This is a genomic window from Burkholderia sola, from assembly GCF_905400185.1.
Lineage (GTDB): Bacteria > Pseudomonadota > Gammaproteobacteria > Burkholderiales > Burkholderiaceae > Burkholderia > Burkholderia sola.
Genome location: NZ_FR989676.1, coordinates 1,455,321 through 1,470,954, shown reverse-complemented (window position 1 = coordinate 1,470,954; position 15,634 = coordinate 1,455,321). Strand labels below are relative to the sequence as shown.

The 15,634-nt window shown below is 60.3% G+C and carries 15 protein-coding genes; 1 reads left to right on the top strand and 14 read right to left on the bottom strand.

Translation table 11 applies throughout. From position 1 onward, the window contains the following. The first annotated feature begins 38 nt into the window (after window positions 1-38). Window positions 39-446: a DUF2000 domain-containing protein gene (locus tag KR541_RS23115; RefSeq protein WP_050012351.1), complete on the top strand. Its 408-nt coding sequence runs from the start codon at window positions 39-41 to the stop codon at window positions 444-446. A 149-nt stretch (window positions 447-595) separates the two neighbouring features. Here KR541_RS23115 and KR541_RS23110 read toward each other — a convergent pair whose 3' ends face one another. From KR541_RS23110 to KR541_RS23040, 14 genes are all read right to left on the bottom strand, one after another. Next, window positions 596-1,297 (bottom strand): ABC transporter ATP-binding protein, encoded by a 702-nt coding sequence (locus KR541_RS23110; protein ID WP_006484776.1) that lies wholly within the window; start codon window positions 1,295-1,297, stop codon window positions 596-598. After that, entirely contained in the window at window positions 1,297-2,070 is a 774-nt protein-coding gene (gene livG / locus KR541_RS23105) for a high-affinity branched-chain amino acid ABC transporter ATP-binding protein LivG (protein WP_089489613.1), read from the bottom strand. The genes KR541_RS23110 and livG overlap by 1 nt, the downstream gene beginning before the upstream one ends. Next, complete coding sequence (locus KR541_RS23100) at window positions 2,067-3,338, bottom strand: high-affinity branched-chain amino acid ABC transporter permease LivM (RefSeq protein ID WP_213346244.1); 1,272 nt, start codon at window positions 3,336-3,338, stop codon at window positions 2,067-2,069. The genes livG and KR541_RS23100 overlap by 4 nt, the downstream gene beginning before the upstream one ends. An 11-nt stretch (window positions 3,339-3,349) precedes the next feature. Continuing rightward, complete coding sequence (livH, locus tag KR541_RS23095) at window positions 3,350-4,276, bottom strand: high-affinity branched-chain amino acid ABC transporter permease LivH (RefSeq protein ID WP_006749488.1); 927 nt, start codon at window positions 4,274-4,276, stop codon at window positions 3,350-3,352. Window positions 4,277-4,458: 182 nt separating this feature from the next. Continuing rightward, window positions 4,459-5,577 carry a branched-chain amino acid ABC transporter substrate-binding protein gene (locus KR541_RS23090; protein ID WP_050012348.1) on the bottom strand — a complete coding sequence of 373 codons (1,119 nt, stop codon included), beginning with the start codon at window positions 5,575-5,577 and terminating at the stop codon, window positions 4,459-4,461. Between the two features lie 620 nt (window positions 5,578-6,197). Continuing rightward, window positions 6,198-6,497 carry a hypothetical protein gene (locus tag KR541_RS23085; protein WP_160300502.1) on the bottom strand — a complete coding sequence of 100 codons (300 nt, stop codon included), beginning with the start codon at window positions 6,495-6,497 and terminating at the stop codon, window positions 6,198-6,200. A 607-nt stretch (window positions 6,498-7,104) separates the two neighbouring features. Continuing rightward, window positions 7,105-7,326 (bottom strand): SymE family type I addiction module toxin, encoded by a 222-nt coding sequence (locus tag KR541_RS23080; protein WP_050012347.1) that lies wholly within the window; start codon window positions 7,324-7,326, stop codon window positions 7,105-7,107. Window positions 7,327-8,303: 977 nt separating this feature from the next. Beyond that, window positions 8,304-8,681 carry an immunity 22 family protein gene (locus KR541_RS23070; protein ID WP_050012346.1) on the bottom strand — a complete coding sequence of 126 codons (378 nt, stop codon included), beginning with the start codon at window positions 8,679-8,681 and terminating at the stop codon, window positions 8,304-8,306. A 94-nt stretch (window positions 8,682-8,775) separates the two neighbouring features. Beyond that, complete coding sequence (locus KR541_RS23065) at window positions 8,776-9,177, bottom strand: barstar family protein (RefSeq protein ID WP_080334173.1); 402 nt, start codon at window positions 9,175-9,177, stop codon at window positions 8,776-8,778. 6 nt (window positions 9,178-9,183) lie between these two features. After that, a complete protein-coding gene (locus tag KR541_RS23060; RefSeq protein ID WP_200891620.1) occupies window positions 9,184-9,534 on the bottom strand; it encodes a hypothetical protein in 351 nt (116 codons plus the stop codon). A gap of 180 nt (window positions 9,535-9,714) precedes the next feature. After that, window positions 9,715-10,302: a hypothetical protein gene (locus tag KR541_RS23055; protein ID WP_124638853.1), complete on the bottom strand. Its 588-nt coding sequence runs from the start codon at window positions 10,300-10,302 to the stop codon at window positions 9,715-9,717. Between the two features lie 190 nt (window positions 10,303-10,492). Beyond that, window positions 10,493-10,822: a hypothetical protein gene (locus tag KR541_RS23050; RefSeq protein WP_080334172.1), complete on the bottom strand. Its 330-nt coding sequence runs from the start codon at window positions 10,820-10,822 to the stop codon at window positions 10,493-10,495. An 11-nt stretch (window positions 10,823-10,833) separates the two neighbouring features. Continuing rightward, entirely contained in the window at window positions 10,834-15,159 is a 4,326-nt protein-coding gene (locus KR541_RS23045) for an RHS repeat-associated core domain-containing protein (protein ID WP_160300499.1), read from the bottom strand. Further along, the gene (locus KR541_RS23040; RefSeq protein ID WP_050012345.1) at window positions 15,156-15,620 is read right to left on the bottom strand and encodes a DcrB-related protein; all 465 of its coding nucleotides are present in this window, start codon (window positions 15,618-15,620) and stop codon (window positions 15,156-15,158) included. The genes KR541_RS23045 and KR541_RS23040 overlap by 4 nt, the downstream gene beginning before the upstream one ends. Window positions 15,621-15,634: the final 14 nt, after the last annotated feature.

The window sequence follows — 15,634 nt, the reverse complement described above, 5'->3', positions numbered from 1 at the left end:
ACGACGTCCGATCATGAGCGCTCCAACCAGGAGCAAGCATGTTCGATACCAAAGTAGCGCTGATCGTGCGCGACGATCTCGCCGCGTGGCAGAAACTCAACGTGGTCGCGTTTCTCGCGACGGGTGTCGCGGCCGGTGCGCCGGACGCACTCGGCGAGCCTTACGAGGATGCCGCGGGGCGCCGCTATGGCCGGATGCTCGGCCAGCCGATGATGGTGTTCGCGGCGGACCTGAACGGGTTGCAGGCCGCGCACCGGCAGGCGCTGTCGCGCGAGCTAATGATCGTGCCCTACGTGCGCGCGATGTTCTCGACCGGGCACGATACGGCCAACCGCGAAGCGTTTCGCGCCGAGGATGCGGACAATCCCGATCTGGTCGGCCTGGCGTTGCACGGGCCGAAGAAGGCCGTCGACAAGGCGGTGAAAGGGCTGGCGTTGCATGCGTAAGCGGGTCGGGCAACCCCGCCGCTTTCGTTCGATCCGCGTTTGGGCCCATGTAGCCGAATTTGCAGCGAACGAAGCCAATCCGGCCACATGTTCCCTGCAAGACGACGGCTGCGCCGCCGGCCCGTTGCAGGCCGGCGGCGTCCCGTCGATCAACCGCCGAGATACGCCTGCTTGATCCGGTCGTTCGCGAGCAGGTTCGCGCCCGTGTCGGCCAGCACCACGCGCCCCGTTTCGAGCACGTAGCCGCGATCGGCCACGCCGAGCGCCTTGTTCGCGTTCTGTTCGACGAGGAACACCGTGACGCCTTCGTCGCGGATCGTCCGGATGATGTCGAAGATCTGCGCGATCACGAGCGGCGCGAGGCCGAGCGTGGGTTCGTCGAGCAGCAGCAAGCGCGGCTTGCTCATCAGCGCACGGCCGATCGCCAGCATCTGCTGCTCGCCGCCCGACATCGTGCCGGCGCGCTGCGCCGCGCGTTCCTTCAGGCGCGGAAACAGCTTGAACACGTGCTCGATGCCGTCGTCGATCTCGTGACGGCTCGCGAAGAAGCCGCCCATCTTCAGGTTCTCGAGCACCGTGAGGCTCGGAAACACGCGCCGCCCTTCCGGCGAGATCGCCATCCCCTGCCGCATGATCTGGTGCGTCGACATCGCGGTGATGTCGTTGCCCTCGAACAGCACGCGGCCCGACGACGCGCGCGGCGTGCCGCATACCGTCATCATCAGCGTCGTCTTGCCCGCGCCGTTGCTTCCGATCAGCGTGACGATCTCGCCCTTGTTCACCTCGATCGACACGCCCGCGAGCGCCTCGACCGCGCCGTAGTGCGTATGGACCTGTTCCAGCTTCAGCATCACTCTTCCCCCAGATAGGCCTTGATCACGCGCGGGTCGTTGCGGACCGCCTCCGGTGTGCCGATCACGATCGGCCGGCCGTGCTCCATCACGAGGATGCGGTCGGACACGCCCATCACGAGGCTCATGTCGTGTTCGATCAGCAGCACCGATACGCCGAACTCGCGGCGAAGCGTGTCGATCAGGTGCTGCAGCTCGATCTTTTCCTGCGGGTTGAGGCCGGCCGCCGGCTCGTCGAGCATCAGCAGGCGCGGCTCGGTGATCATGCAGCGCGCGATCTCCAGACGCCGCTGATGCCCGTACGACAGCGTGCCGGCCGGCCGGTTGGCAACCGCCGTCAGCCCCATCCGGTCGAGCCACACGGCCGCGCGTTCGAGCGCTTCCTTCTCGGCATGACGATACGCAGGCGTCGCGAACAGGCCGTGCAGCAACCCGGCCTTCACCTTGCGATGCTGTGCGACGAGCAGGTTCTCGACGACGGTCAGCGACTTGAACAGGCGGATGTTCTGGAACGTGCGCACCAGGCCCTTCAACGCGATCTGATGGCTCGGCAGGCCCGCGATCGCGTGACCGTCGAGCACGACGTCGCCGCCGGTCGGCTTGTAGAAGCCGCCGACGCAGTTGAACACCGTGGTCTTGCCCGCGCCGTTCGGCCCGATGATCGCGAACACCTCGTCGCGGCGCACGTCGAAATCGATGCCGTCCACCGCGAGCAACCCGCCGAAGCGCATCTGCAGCCCGGCGACCTTCAACAGTTCCGTATTCGCGCTCATTGCGGCAGCTCCACGTGGGGACGGCTCGCGGGCAAGAGGCCCTGCGGACGCCACATCATCATCAACACCATCACGAGACCGAAGATCAGCATCCGGTATTCGGCGAACCCGCGCGCGACTTCCGGCAGCACGGTCAGCAGGATCGCCGCGAGAATCACGCCGAGCTGCGAGCCCATCCCGCCGAGCACGACGATCGCGAGGATCAGCGCCGATTCGATGAAGGTGAACGATTCGGGATTCACGAGGCCCTGACGCGCCGCGAAGAACGCGCCGCCGATCCCCGCGAACGCCGCGCCGAGCGTGAACGCCGACAGCTTGATCCGCGTCGGGTTCAGTCCCAGCGACCGGCATGCGATCTCGTCGTCGCGCAGCGCTTCCCACGCGCGGCCCATCGGCATGCGGATCAGGCGGCTCGTCACGAACAGCGTGAAGCCGACCAGCACCAGCGCGATCAGGTACAGGAAGATCACCATGTGCTCGCCGCTGTATTCCAGCCCGATCAGTTCATGGAAGGTCTTCGCGCCTTCGACGCTCGCCGAGCGCGCCATCTCGAAGCCGAACACCGTCGGCTTCGGAATGCTCGAGATGCCGTCCGGGCCGCCCGTGAGGCTCGTCAGGTTGTTCGCGAGCAGGCGGATGATTTCGCCGAAGCCGAGCGTGACGATCGCGAGATAGTCGCCGCGCAGGCGCAGCACCGGGAAGCCGAGCAGGAAGCCGAACGTCGCCGCGGCGATCGCCGCGATCGGCAGGCACGCCCAGAACGACAATCCGAAATACTGGTTCAGCATCGCGTACGTATAGCCACCGACCGCATAGAAGCCGACATAGCCGAGATCCAGCAGCCCCGCGAACCCGACCACGATGTTCAGCCCGAGGCCGAGGATCACGTAGATCAGCGCGAGCGTCGCGACGTCCACCGCGCCGCGCGAGCCGAAGAACGGCCACACGAGGCCAACGGCGAGCAGCACCCAGATGATCGCGCGCTGCTGCCGCGCGCCCATCGCGGGCATCGCCGGCAGCTTCACCGCCGATTTCGCGCGCACGAGCCACGGCTTGAACAACTGGAACAGGAACACGGCCGCGACCGCGATCCATACCGGGCGCCAGTGCGGCGTCAGCACCACCTGGTAACCATCGAGCTTCAGTTGCAGCCCGAGCACCGGAATCGTGAGGATCGCCGTCAGGGTCGCGGCGGCCACCGCATTTTTCAACGCCTGGCCGATCGATGCGTCGGCGGCCGGGCGGCGAACGGAAATGACTTGACTCATCTGCGTCTCCCTCAAACCTTTTCGATGTCCGACTTGCCGAGCAGGCCGGTCGGGCGGAAGAGCAGGATCAGCACGAGCAGGCCGAACGCAACCACGTCCTTGTACTCGGCCGGCATGTAGCCTGCGGCAAAGGTTTCGGCGAGGCCCAGCAGCACGCCGCCGAGCATCGCGCCCGGGATGCTGCCGATCCCGCCGAGCACCGCGGCGGTGAACGCCTTGATGCCCGCGACGAAGCCGATATACGGATTCAGCTTGCCGATCGTCAGCCCGATCAGCACGCCGCCGACGGCCGCCAGCATCGCGCCGAGCACGAACGTGAACGAGATCACGCGGTTCGTGTCGATGCCGAGCAGGTTCGCCATCTTCATGTCCTCGGCGCACGCGCGGCACGCCCGGCCCATCCGCGAATGCGAGATGAACAGCGTGAGCGCGATCATCAGCACCAGCGTCACGCAGACGATCAACAGGCGCGCATACGGAATCGTCACGTCGAAGTCGCCGCCGAGATGGATCTCGAACGCGCCGGAGATCAGCACGGGCACGGACACGTCGCGCGCGCCCTGGCCGATCTGCACGTAGTTCTGCAGGAAGATCGACATGCCGATCGCGGAGATCAGCGGCACGAGGCGCGGGCCGCCGCGCAGCGGACGATACGCGACGCGCTCGACCGCGAAGCCGTACAGGCCGGTGACGATCACCGACACGATCAGCGCGGCGCCGAGCACGAGCGGCAGCGGATAGCCGGCGGAGATGCCGATCGCCGTGAGGGTCACGAGGCCCACGTACGCGCCGATCATGTAGATCTCGCCGTGGGCGAAGTTGATCATGCCGATGATGCCGTAGACCATCGAATAGCCGATGGCGATCAACGCATAGATCGCACCCAGCGTCAGGCCGTTGACCAGCTGCTGGGCGAATTGAGGAAAGAAGTCAGTCATGTGCGGGAAGCTCCCGTTGGCATTGCGTCGCGTGCCGCCGCCGGATCACGGCGGTCGGCCGCGCGCAACGCACGGTGTCGTCTCGGGCCGCCCTTTGGCGCGCACGGGTCAGAGGCGCGACCAATACGCACCCGCCCCGTCCGGGTTTCGGACAGGGCGGGTGCGCGGGCGGGTACTCCGTATTACTTGGCGGCGGTCTTCGTCGCGTCCTTGTGCCACGTGTAGACGACGAACTTGAACGCCTTCAGGTCGCCCTGTGCGTCATACGCGACCTTGCCGATCGGCGTGTCGAACGTCGTCTTGTGCATGTACGCGGCGACCTTCGTCGGGTCGGTCGTCTTCGCGCCCGCGATCGAGTCGGCGATGATCTTCACCGCTGCGTACGCCGGCATCTGGAACGGGCCGTTCGCGTCGCGCTTCTTGTCCGCGAATGCCTTCACGAGCGCCGCGTTGGCCGGATCGGCCGAGAAGTCGGCCGGCAGCGTCACGAGCATGCCTTCCGAAGCCGGGCCGGCGATCGCCGTCACGTCCTTGTTGCCCACGCCTTCAGGCCCCATGAACGTCGCCTTCACGCCCTGCTCGCGCGCCTGGCGCATCAGCAGGCCCATTTCCGGGTGGTAGCCGCCGAAGTAGACGAAATCGACGCCTTGCGACTTCAGCTTCGTGATGATCGCCGAGTAGTCCGAATCGCCGGCGTTGACGCCTTCGAACAGCACGACCGGGATCTTCGCGGCTTCGAGGTCCTTCTTCACCGACGACGCGATGCCCTGGCCGTACGACTGCTTGTCGTGCAGGACCGCGACCTTCTTCGGCTTCACGTTGTTGATGATGTAGTGCGCGGCGGCCGGGCCTTGCTGGTCGTCGCGGCCGATCGTGCGGAAGATGAAGTGGCGCTTCTTGCCTTCCGTCAGTTGCGGCGCGGTGGCCGACGGCGTGACCATCACGATGCCCTCGTTCTCGTAGATGTCCGACGCCGGAATCGTCGAACCCGAGCACACGTGGCCGATCACGTACTTGATCTTCTGGCTGACGATCTTGTTGGCGACGGCGACGGCTTGCTTCGGTTCGCACGCGTCGTCCATCAGCACGACTTCGAACTTGTTGCCGCCCGCACCGCCGGCTGCATTGATCTGTTCGATCGCGGTCAGCGCGCCGGCCTTCACCATGTCGCCGTATTGGGCGACCGAGCCGCTCATCGGACCGGCGATGGCGATCTTCACGGTTTCCGCTTGCGCGGCGGCGGCGCCGGCGGCGAACAGCACGGCGGCGACGGAAATGGACGTAAGACGGGACAGCGTCATCTGGGAGCTCCTCGATGTTGTTTAGTCATACGGGCAAAGGCGGCATGACTTGCGCAATCGAACAGCACCCGGGGCGAGGACATGGGACACGCCCGAGACACATAGAAGACGGAACTCCAGCGGAATATTGCGTAGCGGGGCCCGGCTCTTGCAGTCCCCGAAGGGGACGTCTGGTTCGGAAAGACATCGTGATGCGTCTTGCATTGCGCAAGCGTTTCGCCTGCCCCGCTTGCCAAATCGCTTGTTCGGAGGGATGGTCCGACAGCCATTGGCAAGGCAGCCGAAATTATATGGGCGTTTTTCAATCGTCTGTCAAAAATGCCTGTCGACCGAGGGAAAACACGTAGGTTTTTGAGATGGGTGGGTGGCGATGGGGGTGCAACTTCCGGGAGGCTGGGGCGGTTGTTTTGGGTGCAATCGGGTTGCTATTCGGTAGGGGATCGGGGTTGGTTCCTTGCTGGGCTTGGGTTTTGCGATGGGCGGTTCTCGGTTTCGTATTTTTCGGGCTATCGAGGGCTCGGTCGCTGGAAATCAATCGTCTGATGATCGCGGGGGCGAGCACCAAGATGGGGCGGTCGGTGAGGCGGTAAATCTTTCTGTTTACCAACAGAACCAACAAATCAGAAAGGTTTTTGATATTTCCGTGAAATAATGCGGGCTCGCTTCTGCAATCCAGCCAGCCTCCCCTGCCAGTCGCGCCCGCCGCGCCACGCAGTCCTCAGGGCCGCTTCGACGCCCCCTCGTCGCCCACCCGCCAGCCAGTGATCTGCCGTTTGTTCAATGCACATCACCTGCTTCTGATCGCCCATGAATTGCCCTATCCGCCTGTCTTCCGCCGCCGCGATCGCATGCGCGCTTTCTGTTTCTGCCTCCCATGCTTCGGGACGCGATGCGCTGACCGATCGGTCGGCCGGTGCCAATGTGTTTCGCTCAGAGCGGCATGCGGCCACTCGGGATAATGGACATGCGGCGCGGATGAGTCGCCGACGCGTGCAATTCGCTGCGCCTGGCGAACGGAGCCCGTTCGATACGCCGGATACGCGGCCGGTGCGGGTGACAAGCGATGCGCTCGTGGCATCGCCGCCTTCTTTTAAACACGAACCCGATTTCGTCTCGGCTCCGAACCGTGTCGCGCTTGGCGCGGGCGGGAGCGATAGTTTTGGGCGCGCAGTGCCCGGGTATGAGCAGCGCGAGCAGAACTGGAACGAATACCTGCGCGCGAACGGTTCCCGGCCGGCTGGAAGTGGCGGCTCGTATGCGCCGCAACGGCCGTACGATGCGCCGCGCGGTCCGCACGGGGCGCCGAATCCGTTCGATCCTTCGGTGCCGCAACCAGAGACGCGGACGTTCTACGACAACGGATCGGGGACGAAATGCACGGCTACCGGTGGTGCGGGGACGTCGCGGTCGTCTTGCGATATCGCTTGGTGATGTGCGGTTTTGGGCGGCTGCCGCTTGCGGCTGCTCTACCCTGTCCGGCGCGCTGCGCGACGTCGCGCAGCGCGGCCGCATCCCGCGGCGTTGCGCTTACAGCTGCGTGATGATCAGCCTCCCCGGCTCAATCTCGATCCGCGCCTTGCGGCCCGGAACAAAATACGCATCGTTGATCAGCCACATTCCACCAATCTTCATGTACGGATAAAACGTCTCCGGCCTCGGATCCATGGTCTTCGGGGTACCCCACATTTCCTGGATCGTGACGAAACGTTCCGTCTTCGGTGGTCGTGCTTTATGATTCGGCTTAGCCATGGGCAACTCCTGTTCAGTTGGCTGTGGTTAGCGGGTCGTGAGTGTTGGTAGCACTTGCGGCCCGCGCTCGTTTACCGCGGCGTTTTTATGGTTCGGATTCCTCCTTTGTTGGTGAATCAATGGGAGCGATGCTTCGATAGAGGATCAGTGCGTGTGGCACTTCCATTCGCGTGCGCTGCGGGCACACGATCACCATCGGTTGAACATCACCCATTAAACCATCATTGGTGTGCATTTGAGCGCACGTTAGCCATCGGGTATAGGTACGCGACTTGGTCAGCTTTCTGGTTATTGCGCGTGTTGACACCAACGGTAGGCAATTCGACGCCGGCCAGATTGCCTCGAAATACGATTGATCGGAACGTGACAATTTGAAACGATTCGACCGCGATTGTGCGTCGCGCATAGCCGCCGCGTGCGTGCGACAAGCCCGAACCCCTCTATCGCGAGACCAACGGAGCCATTGCCGTCATCTTTAAGATGGCATGCGTATTAGGAATTCGCGCAGACGCTTAATCAGCTCCGGGTTGCCAGCACAATCAATGGGGCGAAGATTGTCGAGTGCCGGAACATTCGAATTTATCCACTTTCTGGCAGAATTTGGGCCAGCGACCCAGTAAATTGCATAAGCAAGATCAAGTTGATAATTTAGATCTCTGGCAAGATCATGAACCTCTGGAAAATCACTATATTTCCCAAATAGATCAGAGAAATTTTCCCAAACATCGCCACCAGAACAATACTGTTCGAGCCGGATCAACTTAGACCCCATCAAAAATTAGACCAGCATCGTCCGGGATACATGCCAGCGAAACAAGAAAACCATCATTGCCATTATATTTCCCTGCTTGTGAGTAGCAAAAAGACAATCACATAGCTCACCGAGCTCGAGCCGTTTTATCCACTATGCTGACGTCGAGATTCTTGCCAGCGGCAAGCTTACTTCGACCTCTCCGCTTTGAACTACACCACTAAGTCTACTTCTGAAAATCAAACGTCCCGACGAAGCGCATGCGGGAGGCAAGACGGGCATTTTCTGCGTCCTCGTACTCGAAGTTATAAAGTAGGATCAGACCATTATCATCAACACTGCGCATAGCTTCGAGCTCGGGAATCAGAACGTCCGCAAAACTATCGATCCAAGAAAATCCTACAAGATTATTTCGGAGGCTTAGATCCGGTTGCAGCATGCCCGCCTCACGGAAGTCATCGTCAATCCAATCAATTCCGGTATCGTCTCGAAACTGATTGGAAGAGTCACCGTTCTCGTCGTAGGCGTTCTCGATGTAGTCTGTAAGATCATCGTCGTCAGTGAACTTCCCGACCCAGACTGATACTTTATTAGCTTTTTCCATTCTCCCGTACTCCGTCGGCGGCCGAAGACCCACGGGCGGGTCGTCGACGCCATTAATGAGCTGATAATTTCCCCAGCTCCGCAAACGCCGCAAGTTAGTCTTTAATTTTAAAAATCAACAAAGTCTTCGCCCCAGATGCCGCCACATTCGAATCAGCCAACGAAACGCACAAATCTTCGAATATATCTGTCGCGATAACATAAGCATCTGGTTCCGCCGCGGCCATTCGATCCGAATCAGGCCAGAATATTACAATTCGTTCGTTATCCACCTCATCCAAACCAGACCAAAGTGAGTCAGCCAATGCGTCCCAGCTTCGATTACTCTGCAACGACGGATCTAGTGGGCAGTTGTCACGAATCGCATCGAAAAACTGATTTTTAGATGCTATTTTTTCGAGTAAAACAATAACCAACCAACCCCTGCGACGGCATTCTTCCGCAATGCCCCTCGCTTCGATCGCGTCGATCACGTAAATTCCAAGTTTATCGGGCATCACGAATCACTCAAAACTTCTCAACAAAGTTACACCAACACTAGCCCCTAGGGTTTTCCCGAACCTTAACCTTCTCCACCGCCCTCTCAATGTCGTCCATATCACCATCACCCAGCGAGGAGTCGAACTTTCCGATATCATTTTCCTCAATTTCGCAATCTTTTTGGTTACTTTATTTTCATCAATAAATTTCGTTGTTTCCGCACGGCATTCTAAATTCCTATCATCGAATTCCCTACCAGGTTCGTGATAATATGCCCCAATATTTCTTAAAGAAATTAGCAAATACTCAAGGTCACAAAGAATCGAGAGGGCTTCACTTTCTGAAAATTCAATTTTTTCGTTGCTTTCCAACATAGCAGCCTCCGCTGAACGATCTCTGGATTTTTGAGGGAGATAACTGCCACTGAGCTTCCGGATCCGCCGGCCGAATGCGTCGTACTCGAAATGCGTTGGTACGACCTCGACCGAACTACGATTTGACTACGGGAAATCAACACGCCAACCGTTTTTATGATTGCCCCTTGAATTTATGATTCAGGGAGAACCAAGATTGAATAACCACTCGTGATATTTCATCTTGTCACGATCTGTCAAGGTACCTGCAACGAGTTCACGAGCAAAATCCTTCTGCACGTTCATTTCATGATCGACTGGATTCGCAACATGTCCTCCAATCAACTCAAAACTCTCCAAGTAGTCGATTCGGTTTATCAGAATCTCGGCACATGCAACCAACCGTTCCACATTGTGTTCAGCACACCATTTCGCCAAAAAAGACAACCCTGCTAGCAAATCAGTCGCACCCTGGACAGCAGCATCGTCATCCATTTCGACTGCGTCAGGGTCCCAGTCAACTTGCTCTAGATCGGCTAGCGGATTGGAGCTTTCGTTTCCGTTCCACACTTGATCCAAGGAGTCATCCACGCGTTGCCGAATCTGCACATTTGTAGCCTCCGCGTGCTTTGCGAGGAACTCAAAAACCGACTCATCATGTGCAAGACCAACACAGCACCAAACGCCAAAGCGAGCAAGGCGATCCTGGCGCCCGACAGCAACGAGAGACGACCTGAGATCTTGTTTATGCGCCTCAACATTCGGCGTTTCGGATAGAACTCTACTCATTAGCAAATACCTCTTTGCAGCGTGGAAAATATCTACGACGCATCCTCCGACATGTGATAGCCAGCAACACCTCGCGCGCAGCCGATTAAGTTACGTTCCAGGCCGCAGCTCAATCAAAGTCTGGATATATTTCACGCAGATCATCGCAAAGACCATTACCCAACTGACTTCGAATTAAAGCATAGCCGCATCATTTTCCGGTCGCACCCGCCTCAAGCAAATACCTCCTCCACCCTTCCAAGTATGATCGAAAGGTTTTTATACCAATTATTCTCAACGACTCTTCAGTATATTCATTGAATATCTCCACCCCCCCCTTCTCAATGATCACTGTATGAGCATTCCCCGTACCCTCCCATTTTTCAACCTCTCCATTTTCAACAGACAAACAAGCATTTATGTATTCATCGGCTGCATAAACGCTCCCCTGAACATCGCCAGACAAAAAATCACCTACGATTTTCTGCCCCTCAGCCATCTCCGCATGTAAAAATCCACGCTCATCAACATAAATTTTCATTCGCACCCCTATCAATATATCGGATATGCAGTATTAATATCCCCACCACCATTCAACCAACCTTCAATCTTCACACCACTTCTTGAAACACCTTCCCATTTTCCGTTGGGGGTGACCACTCCGTTATCAAACGCACTTCTAATCTCAGACATGACTTGTTGACGATTCCACGATTTCGGGAAGAACGACGATTCTGGCCCCTTCGCCACCCATGTACCCGTACTCGGATCGAATATCTCAACCTTACCTCTATAAACCCCTTGGGCATTTGCTGGCGAGGTGACCCCAACCACTCGAGCTTTTCCAACATGACCGATGCTGCCTTCGTGGTGGAAGCCAACAGCACGTCCACGGCTGTTTATTTCCCCGTGGAAAACATGTTCAGAATTTATTTTCGGACTGGTCCTGCACAATCCCCACGGATCGATCCATGTGTTCGGATTGGGTGCGTACTGGTAGAGGTTCACTCCTCCGATTAATCCGATCGGGTCCGGGCTGATGAAACACCCGATATCCGGATCGTAGAACCGGAACGTGTTGTAGTGCAGCCCCGTCTCACGGTCCAGATACTGCCCTTGAAAGCGCAAGTTCTGCGGTCGCGGTGCGTGAGCCGGCACGGGCGCAGCCGCTTGAACGTTTCCCCACACCGCTGCCGGCCGATCCGGCACCGGCGCAACCCACTCCTCCTGCACCGCATTGCCCCACACCTTGTAGCGGGCCTGCCAAACCAGCTCGCCACCCGCGTCAGTCAGTTCCTCCGGCAATCCCGATACATCGTTGTGGAAGTAATAAACCGCATCCCGCACATCCGCATCATTGGCCGCCGCCTTCCCTTGATCGATCCGGGCAAGCGGCACATAACTATTGGACTCGTACAAGTACGTCAGCGCTTCCTCGCCCTGACGGTCGTGATACGTCTCCTGCACCAACCGCATGCCGTCCCACAGGAAATCCGTACTCGCGTAACTACCGTTGAGCTTCCGAACCCGCCTGCCGAACGCGTCGTATTCGAAATGCGTCGTCGCAACCCCGAGCCGGTCCTTCGTCACGACGGTCTTGAGCTGGTTCCAGTCGTCGTATTCAAGCGTGAGCTCTTTAGCCGGCCCATGCCCGCTCACCTTACGAACGAGCCGCCCATACGTGTCGTACTCGAACCGCTTATCCTCGAACATCTTGAGCCGGTTGTGCTCGACATACCCGCCCGGGTGATCGCTCGACACCAGGTTCGCCGCCGCATCCCAGCGAAACACTTCCGACGGCAACCCCGGCCCCGCCGCCTGTTCGATGCGCCCTGTCGGATCATACCGATAGCTCGTCGTGCCGTAACGCTGATCGCGCTTCTGGATCACGTCGCCGGCGGCATCGTATTGCCACTGCTTCGCAAGCAACTCGCCGCCCGCCGCACCGCGCTGCGCACTTTGCCGCGCACGGCGCCCCACCGCGTCATACCCGAAGTGACTCGTCAGCTTGCCCTGCGTCCGTAGCACCTCGCGATGCAGATCATCCCGCTCGATGTCCGCAACCGCGGCACCGTCGAAACGAATCTGGTGCACATGCCCCGACCCGTAATGCAGCCAGTCGATCGTGCGCTCGCCGGAGATCGTCGTGCTGACACGATTGCCCAGCTCGTCGTAGGTGTGTGCGAGCCAGCCGGTCGGCGTGTATTCCTCGACGACTTCTCCACGCTTGTCGTACTTCAAGCTGACGCGATTCTTCAGCGCTGGCCCACGCGCGGCGAGGGTGTACAACTCGGCCGATGTGATCCGGCCTGCCTTGTCGTACAAGTACTCGCAGCGCTCATGCGGAGCTTGCTTGGCCGTCAGTCGCCCGACCGCATCGCGCTCGTATCGCGTCTCGATCTGCCCATCACGTACCATCGTTCCTTGACCGCACACGTCGTACTCATACGTACGCTTGTGACCATCGAGACCGACCTGTACGGAAACGAGATCGCGACGGTCATACTGAAAGCGATACGTCTCACGGTTCTCGTTGGTCAAGCTCGCCAGCCGGAACGCTTCGTCATAACCGAATCGCACGACACGATCAGCCGCATCCGTGCGTGCCAGCAACAACCCACGCGGATTGACTTCGTAACGCGTGCTGCGCTGATTCGCATCAATGACCTCAACGAGACGTCCCGCCGCATCGTACCGAAACGTCTGACGTGCGCCATCAGCCGTCCCGATCCCCGTGACCTGCCCCATCACGTCCGTTTCGTACACGGTGGCATGGCCAGCGGCATCCGTCACCCGCGCGAGCGCACCGCGTGCGTCATACGCAAATCGCGTGACCTTGCCGGAGCAATCGGTATACGCGGTCAACTGCGCCCGACCATTCCATTCGAGGAACTTGTAGCCGCCACGCGCATCGCGAATCGTATGCACCAGCCCGCGATCGTCGCGGTAATACTCGGTCGCGAAACCCGCCGGATCGCGCGTCATCGTCAGGTTGCCGCGCGCGTCGTAACGATAGATCCATCGCGCGTTGGTCGGATCGATTTCCGCAACAGGCAAATCGTAGTGTCCGTTCCATTCTGTCCGCTCGACCTGGCCGAGCGCGTCGATGCGCTGCGTCTGCCGCCCGCGCTCGTCATATTCGAAGCGAGTGACATGGCCGGCCGGATCGGTCGTACTGACCAGTTGCCGCATCGCGTTCCATTCGAGCTGCCACACGTTGCCTTCAGCATCCGTATGGCTCGTCGGCTGCTGACCCTCGTTCCACGTCCAGCACGTCACGCGCCCGATCTGATCGGTGATCGTCACCGAACGCTGCGCAGGGTCCGCGTCGAACGTGTACGCTTCGCCGTCGTCGGTCCAGTGGCGCACGACACGCGCGTCGCGGCCAACGCCGTTCCACGCGTAAAAGCACTGTAGTCCGCCGGGCAGCGTATGCCGTGTCATCAGGCCATGTTCGTAACCGAAATGCCGCCCGGTATGGCCGCTGCGATCGGTGACCGATGCGAGTTCGCCGGCGCGCGTATAGCCGTAGCGAACCAGGATCTCGGGCAACTCACCATCGACGCCACGTACCAGTTCGATCGATGCGACGCGTCGCGGATGCTCCGGATCGTAATGCAGCGTCAGCAAACGGCCGGCGCTATCGTGAAGCCGAACCGGCCGCACCCGTTCGCCGACACTCGCACGCTCGACCTCGATCCAGTTGCCGTTTCGGTCCTCGAGCCGCCGAAGGCTCAGCGTTTCAGCATTCGACGCCAGCGCCCCGGCCGGGCCGAAATCGCGATACAAACCATCGACCGTTTCGACCACATAGTGCCCGCCGGCGGTACAAATCAGGTAAATGCCTTCCGGCACGCTGAAATGACTCTCACCCGGCGACACCGCCGGAAACTCGATCTCGCGCCCCTGTTCATCCCAGTACGTGATCGACGTGACGACGCCGTTCTCCCGCGCCAACCTCAACTCGACACTGATCGGCACGCTCCACCCAGCGCCGAACAAGCCATCGGCGCGATCGTCGTGGCTGCTGTAGAAGCGCCGCCAGACGATCGGCAGCGGGCCTGGCAACACGAAGTCGGTATCGTCGCTGCCGTCTAGAACCTTGCCGCCGGTGATCACGTTGACGGGATGGCCGGCCGACGGCTGCATCTTGCTGCCGAGCCATGTGCCGAATATGCCGGCCGCGAAGTTCATCGCGAGACACGGCAGCTTGCCCTTGACGAAATCGCCCCAGCTTCCCTTGCCTCGACCACAGAGCGCAAGCGCAATACCGATCGCCGCGCCGAGTCCGGCGACCCACGGCCGCGCCGCACTGATGTCGCGCACGGTCTTCGTGCCGCCGCCGAAGAAAACGTCCGGCGAGCCCTTCGAGATCGTGCCGTCACAGGTGGTCTTGTCGTCGACCCGTGCCGCAGGCAGGTCGTTGATGAACACCACGTCGGACCCTTGCGCAACGAATTGCGGACCAGGATGATCGCTGCAAAGAACCGGATCCATGTCCGCGCCGTCGGCCGCGCGCGCGGCCGGCTTCCCGTTGACGAACACATCGGGCGAGCCGTTCTGGATCGTGCCTTTCTCCTCGGGCGGAGAAATGGCATTGCCGAGCCCCTTCGCGGCCTCGTCGATCTTGTCGTTGAGGCCGGAGCCCTGCATGTAGGCGGCCACGCCGACGCCGATCGCCAGCACGATCGGCGTCGCCAGCCCGCCGGTGCCAATTTCGAGCGCACCCAATGCACCGAACACGAGGCCTTCCGCTATCGTGGTCAGCGCCCATCCGATCCCCAAGCCACCCAGCAGCGACCCGCCCATGCCGAGCAGGTCGCCCGCGAGCGTCGTGTGGGTAAAGGGATCGTCCTTGCGAGCGGCCGGCTGACTCATGGGCGGCCGGCATCCGAAACCAGCGTGGGCGCAACCGGGCGCGGCTGGAAGCTCTCCAGCATGCGCGCGGCCAGCGCACGTTGTTCGTCGTTGAGCGGCGCGGCATTGGTCAACGTCATCACGATGACCTGCCCGCCGGCATCGAGCCGAAACGCCGTCTGCATCTGATGAAAGGTGCGGCCGTCCTGTTCATGCGTCGATTCCGTCTGCACGCCGGGGCATTCCGCCCGCCCGACCGTCACCGGGCGTCGCGACTGCACGTTTAGGTTCTGCGCGGCGCGCGACGCCTGCGCCCATTCGCGCTCGACGAACGCGTCGATCGACTCCTGCTCGCGCAGGCGGCCGCGGGACACGACGAGACTCAGCCCACCCGGGCCGACGGGAAGAATCAACATGTTGACGGTGCGATCAAGCGCCGCGTCCGGCAATTCGAATGTGCCTTCGTGGATTGCGTAGTGCATGGCTGGTTTCGGTC

Excerpts from the sequence above, each read along its gene's own strand:
- KR541_RS23115 (WP_050012351.1), top strand. The coding sequence starts at position 39 with ATGTTCGATACCAAAGTAGCGCTGATCGTGCGCGACGATCTCGCCGCG.
- KR541_RS23110 (WP_006484776.1), bottom strand. The coding sequence starts at position 1,297 with ATGCTGAAGCTGGAACAGGTCCATACGCACTACGGCGCGGTCGAGGCG.
- livG (WP_089489613.1), bottom strand. The coding sequence starts at position 2,070 with ATGAGCGCGAATACGGAACTGTTGAAGGTCGCCGGGCTGCAGATGCGC.
- KR541_RS23100 (WP_213346244.1), bottom strand. The coding sequence starts at position 3,338 with ATGAGTCAAGTCATTTCCGTTCGCCGCCCGGCCGCCGACGCATCGATC.
- livH (WP_006749488.1), bottom strand. The coding sequence starts at position 4,276 with ATGACTGACTTCTTTCCTCAATTCGCCCAGCAGCTGGTCAACGGCCTG.
- KR541_RS23090 (WP_050012348.1), bottom strand. The coding sequence starts at position 5,577 with ATGACGCTGTCCCGTCTTACGTCCATTTCCGTCGCCGCCGTGCTGTTC.
- KR541_RS23080 (WP_050012347.1), bottom strand. The coding sequence starts at position 7,326 with ATGGCTAAGCCGAATCATAAAGCACGACCACCGAAGACGGAACGTTTC.
- KR541_RS23070 (WP_050012346.1), bottom strand. The coding sequence starts at position 8,681 with ATGGAAAAAGCTAATAAAGTATCAGTCTGGGTCGGGAAGTTCACTGAC.
- KR541_RS23065 (WP_080334173.1), bottom strand. The coding sequence starts at position 9,177 with ATGCCCGATAAACTTGGAATTTACGTGATCGACGCGATCGAAGCGAGG.
- KR541_RS23060 (WP_200891620.1), bottom strand. The coding sequence starts at position 9,534 with ATGTTGGAAAGCAACGAAAAAATTGAATTTTCAGAAAGTGAAGCCCTC.
- KR541_RS23055 (WP_124638853.1), bottom strand. The coding sequence starts at position 10,302 with ATGAGTAGAGTTCTATCCGAAACGCCGAATGTTGAGGCGCATAAACAA.
- KR541_RS23050 (WP_080334172.1), bottom strand. The coding sequence starts at position 10,822 with ATGAAAATTTATGTTGATGAGCGTGGATTTTTACATGCGGAGATGGCT.
- KR541_RS23045 (WP_160300499.1), bottom strand. The coding sequence starts at position 15,159 with ATGAGTCAGCCGGCCGCTCGCAAGGACGATCCCTTTACCCACACGACG.
- KR541_RS23040 (WP_050012345.1), bottom strand. The coding sequence starts at position 15,620 with ATGCACTACGCAATCCACGAAGGCACATTCGAATTGCCGGACGCGGCG.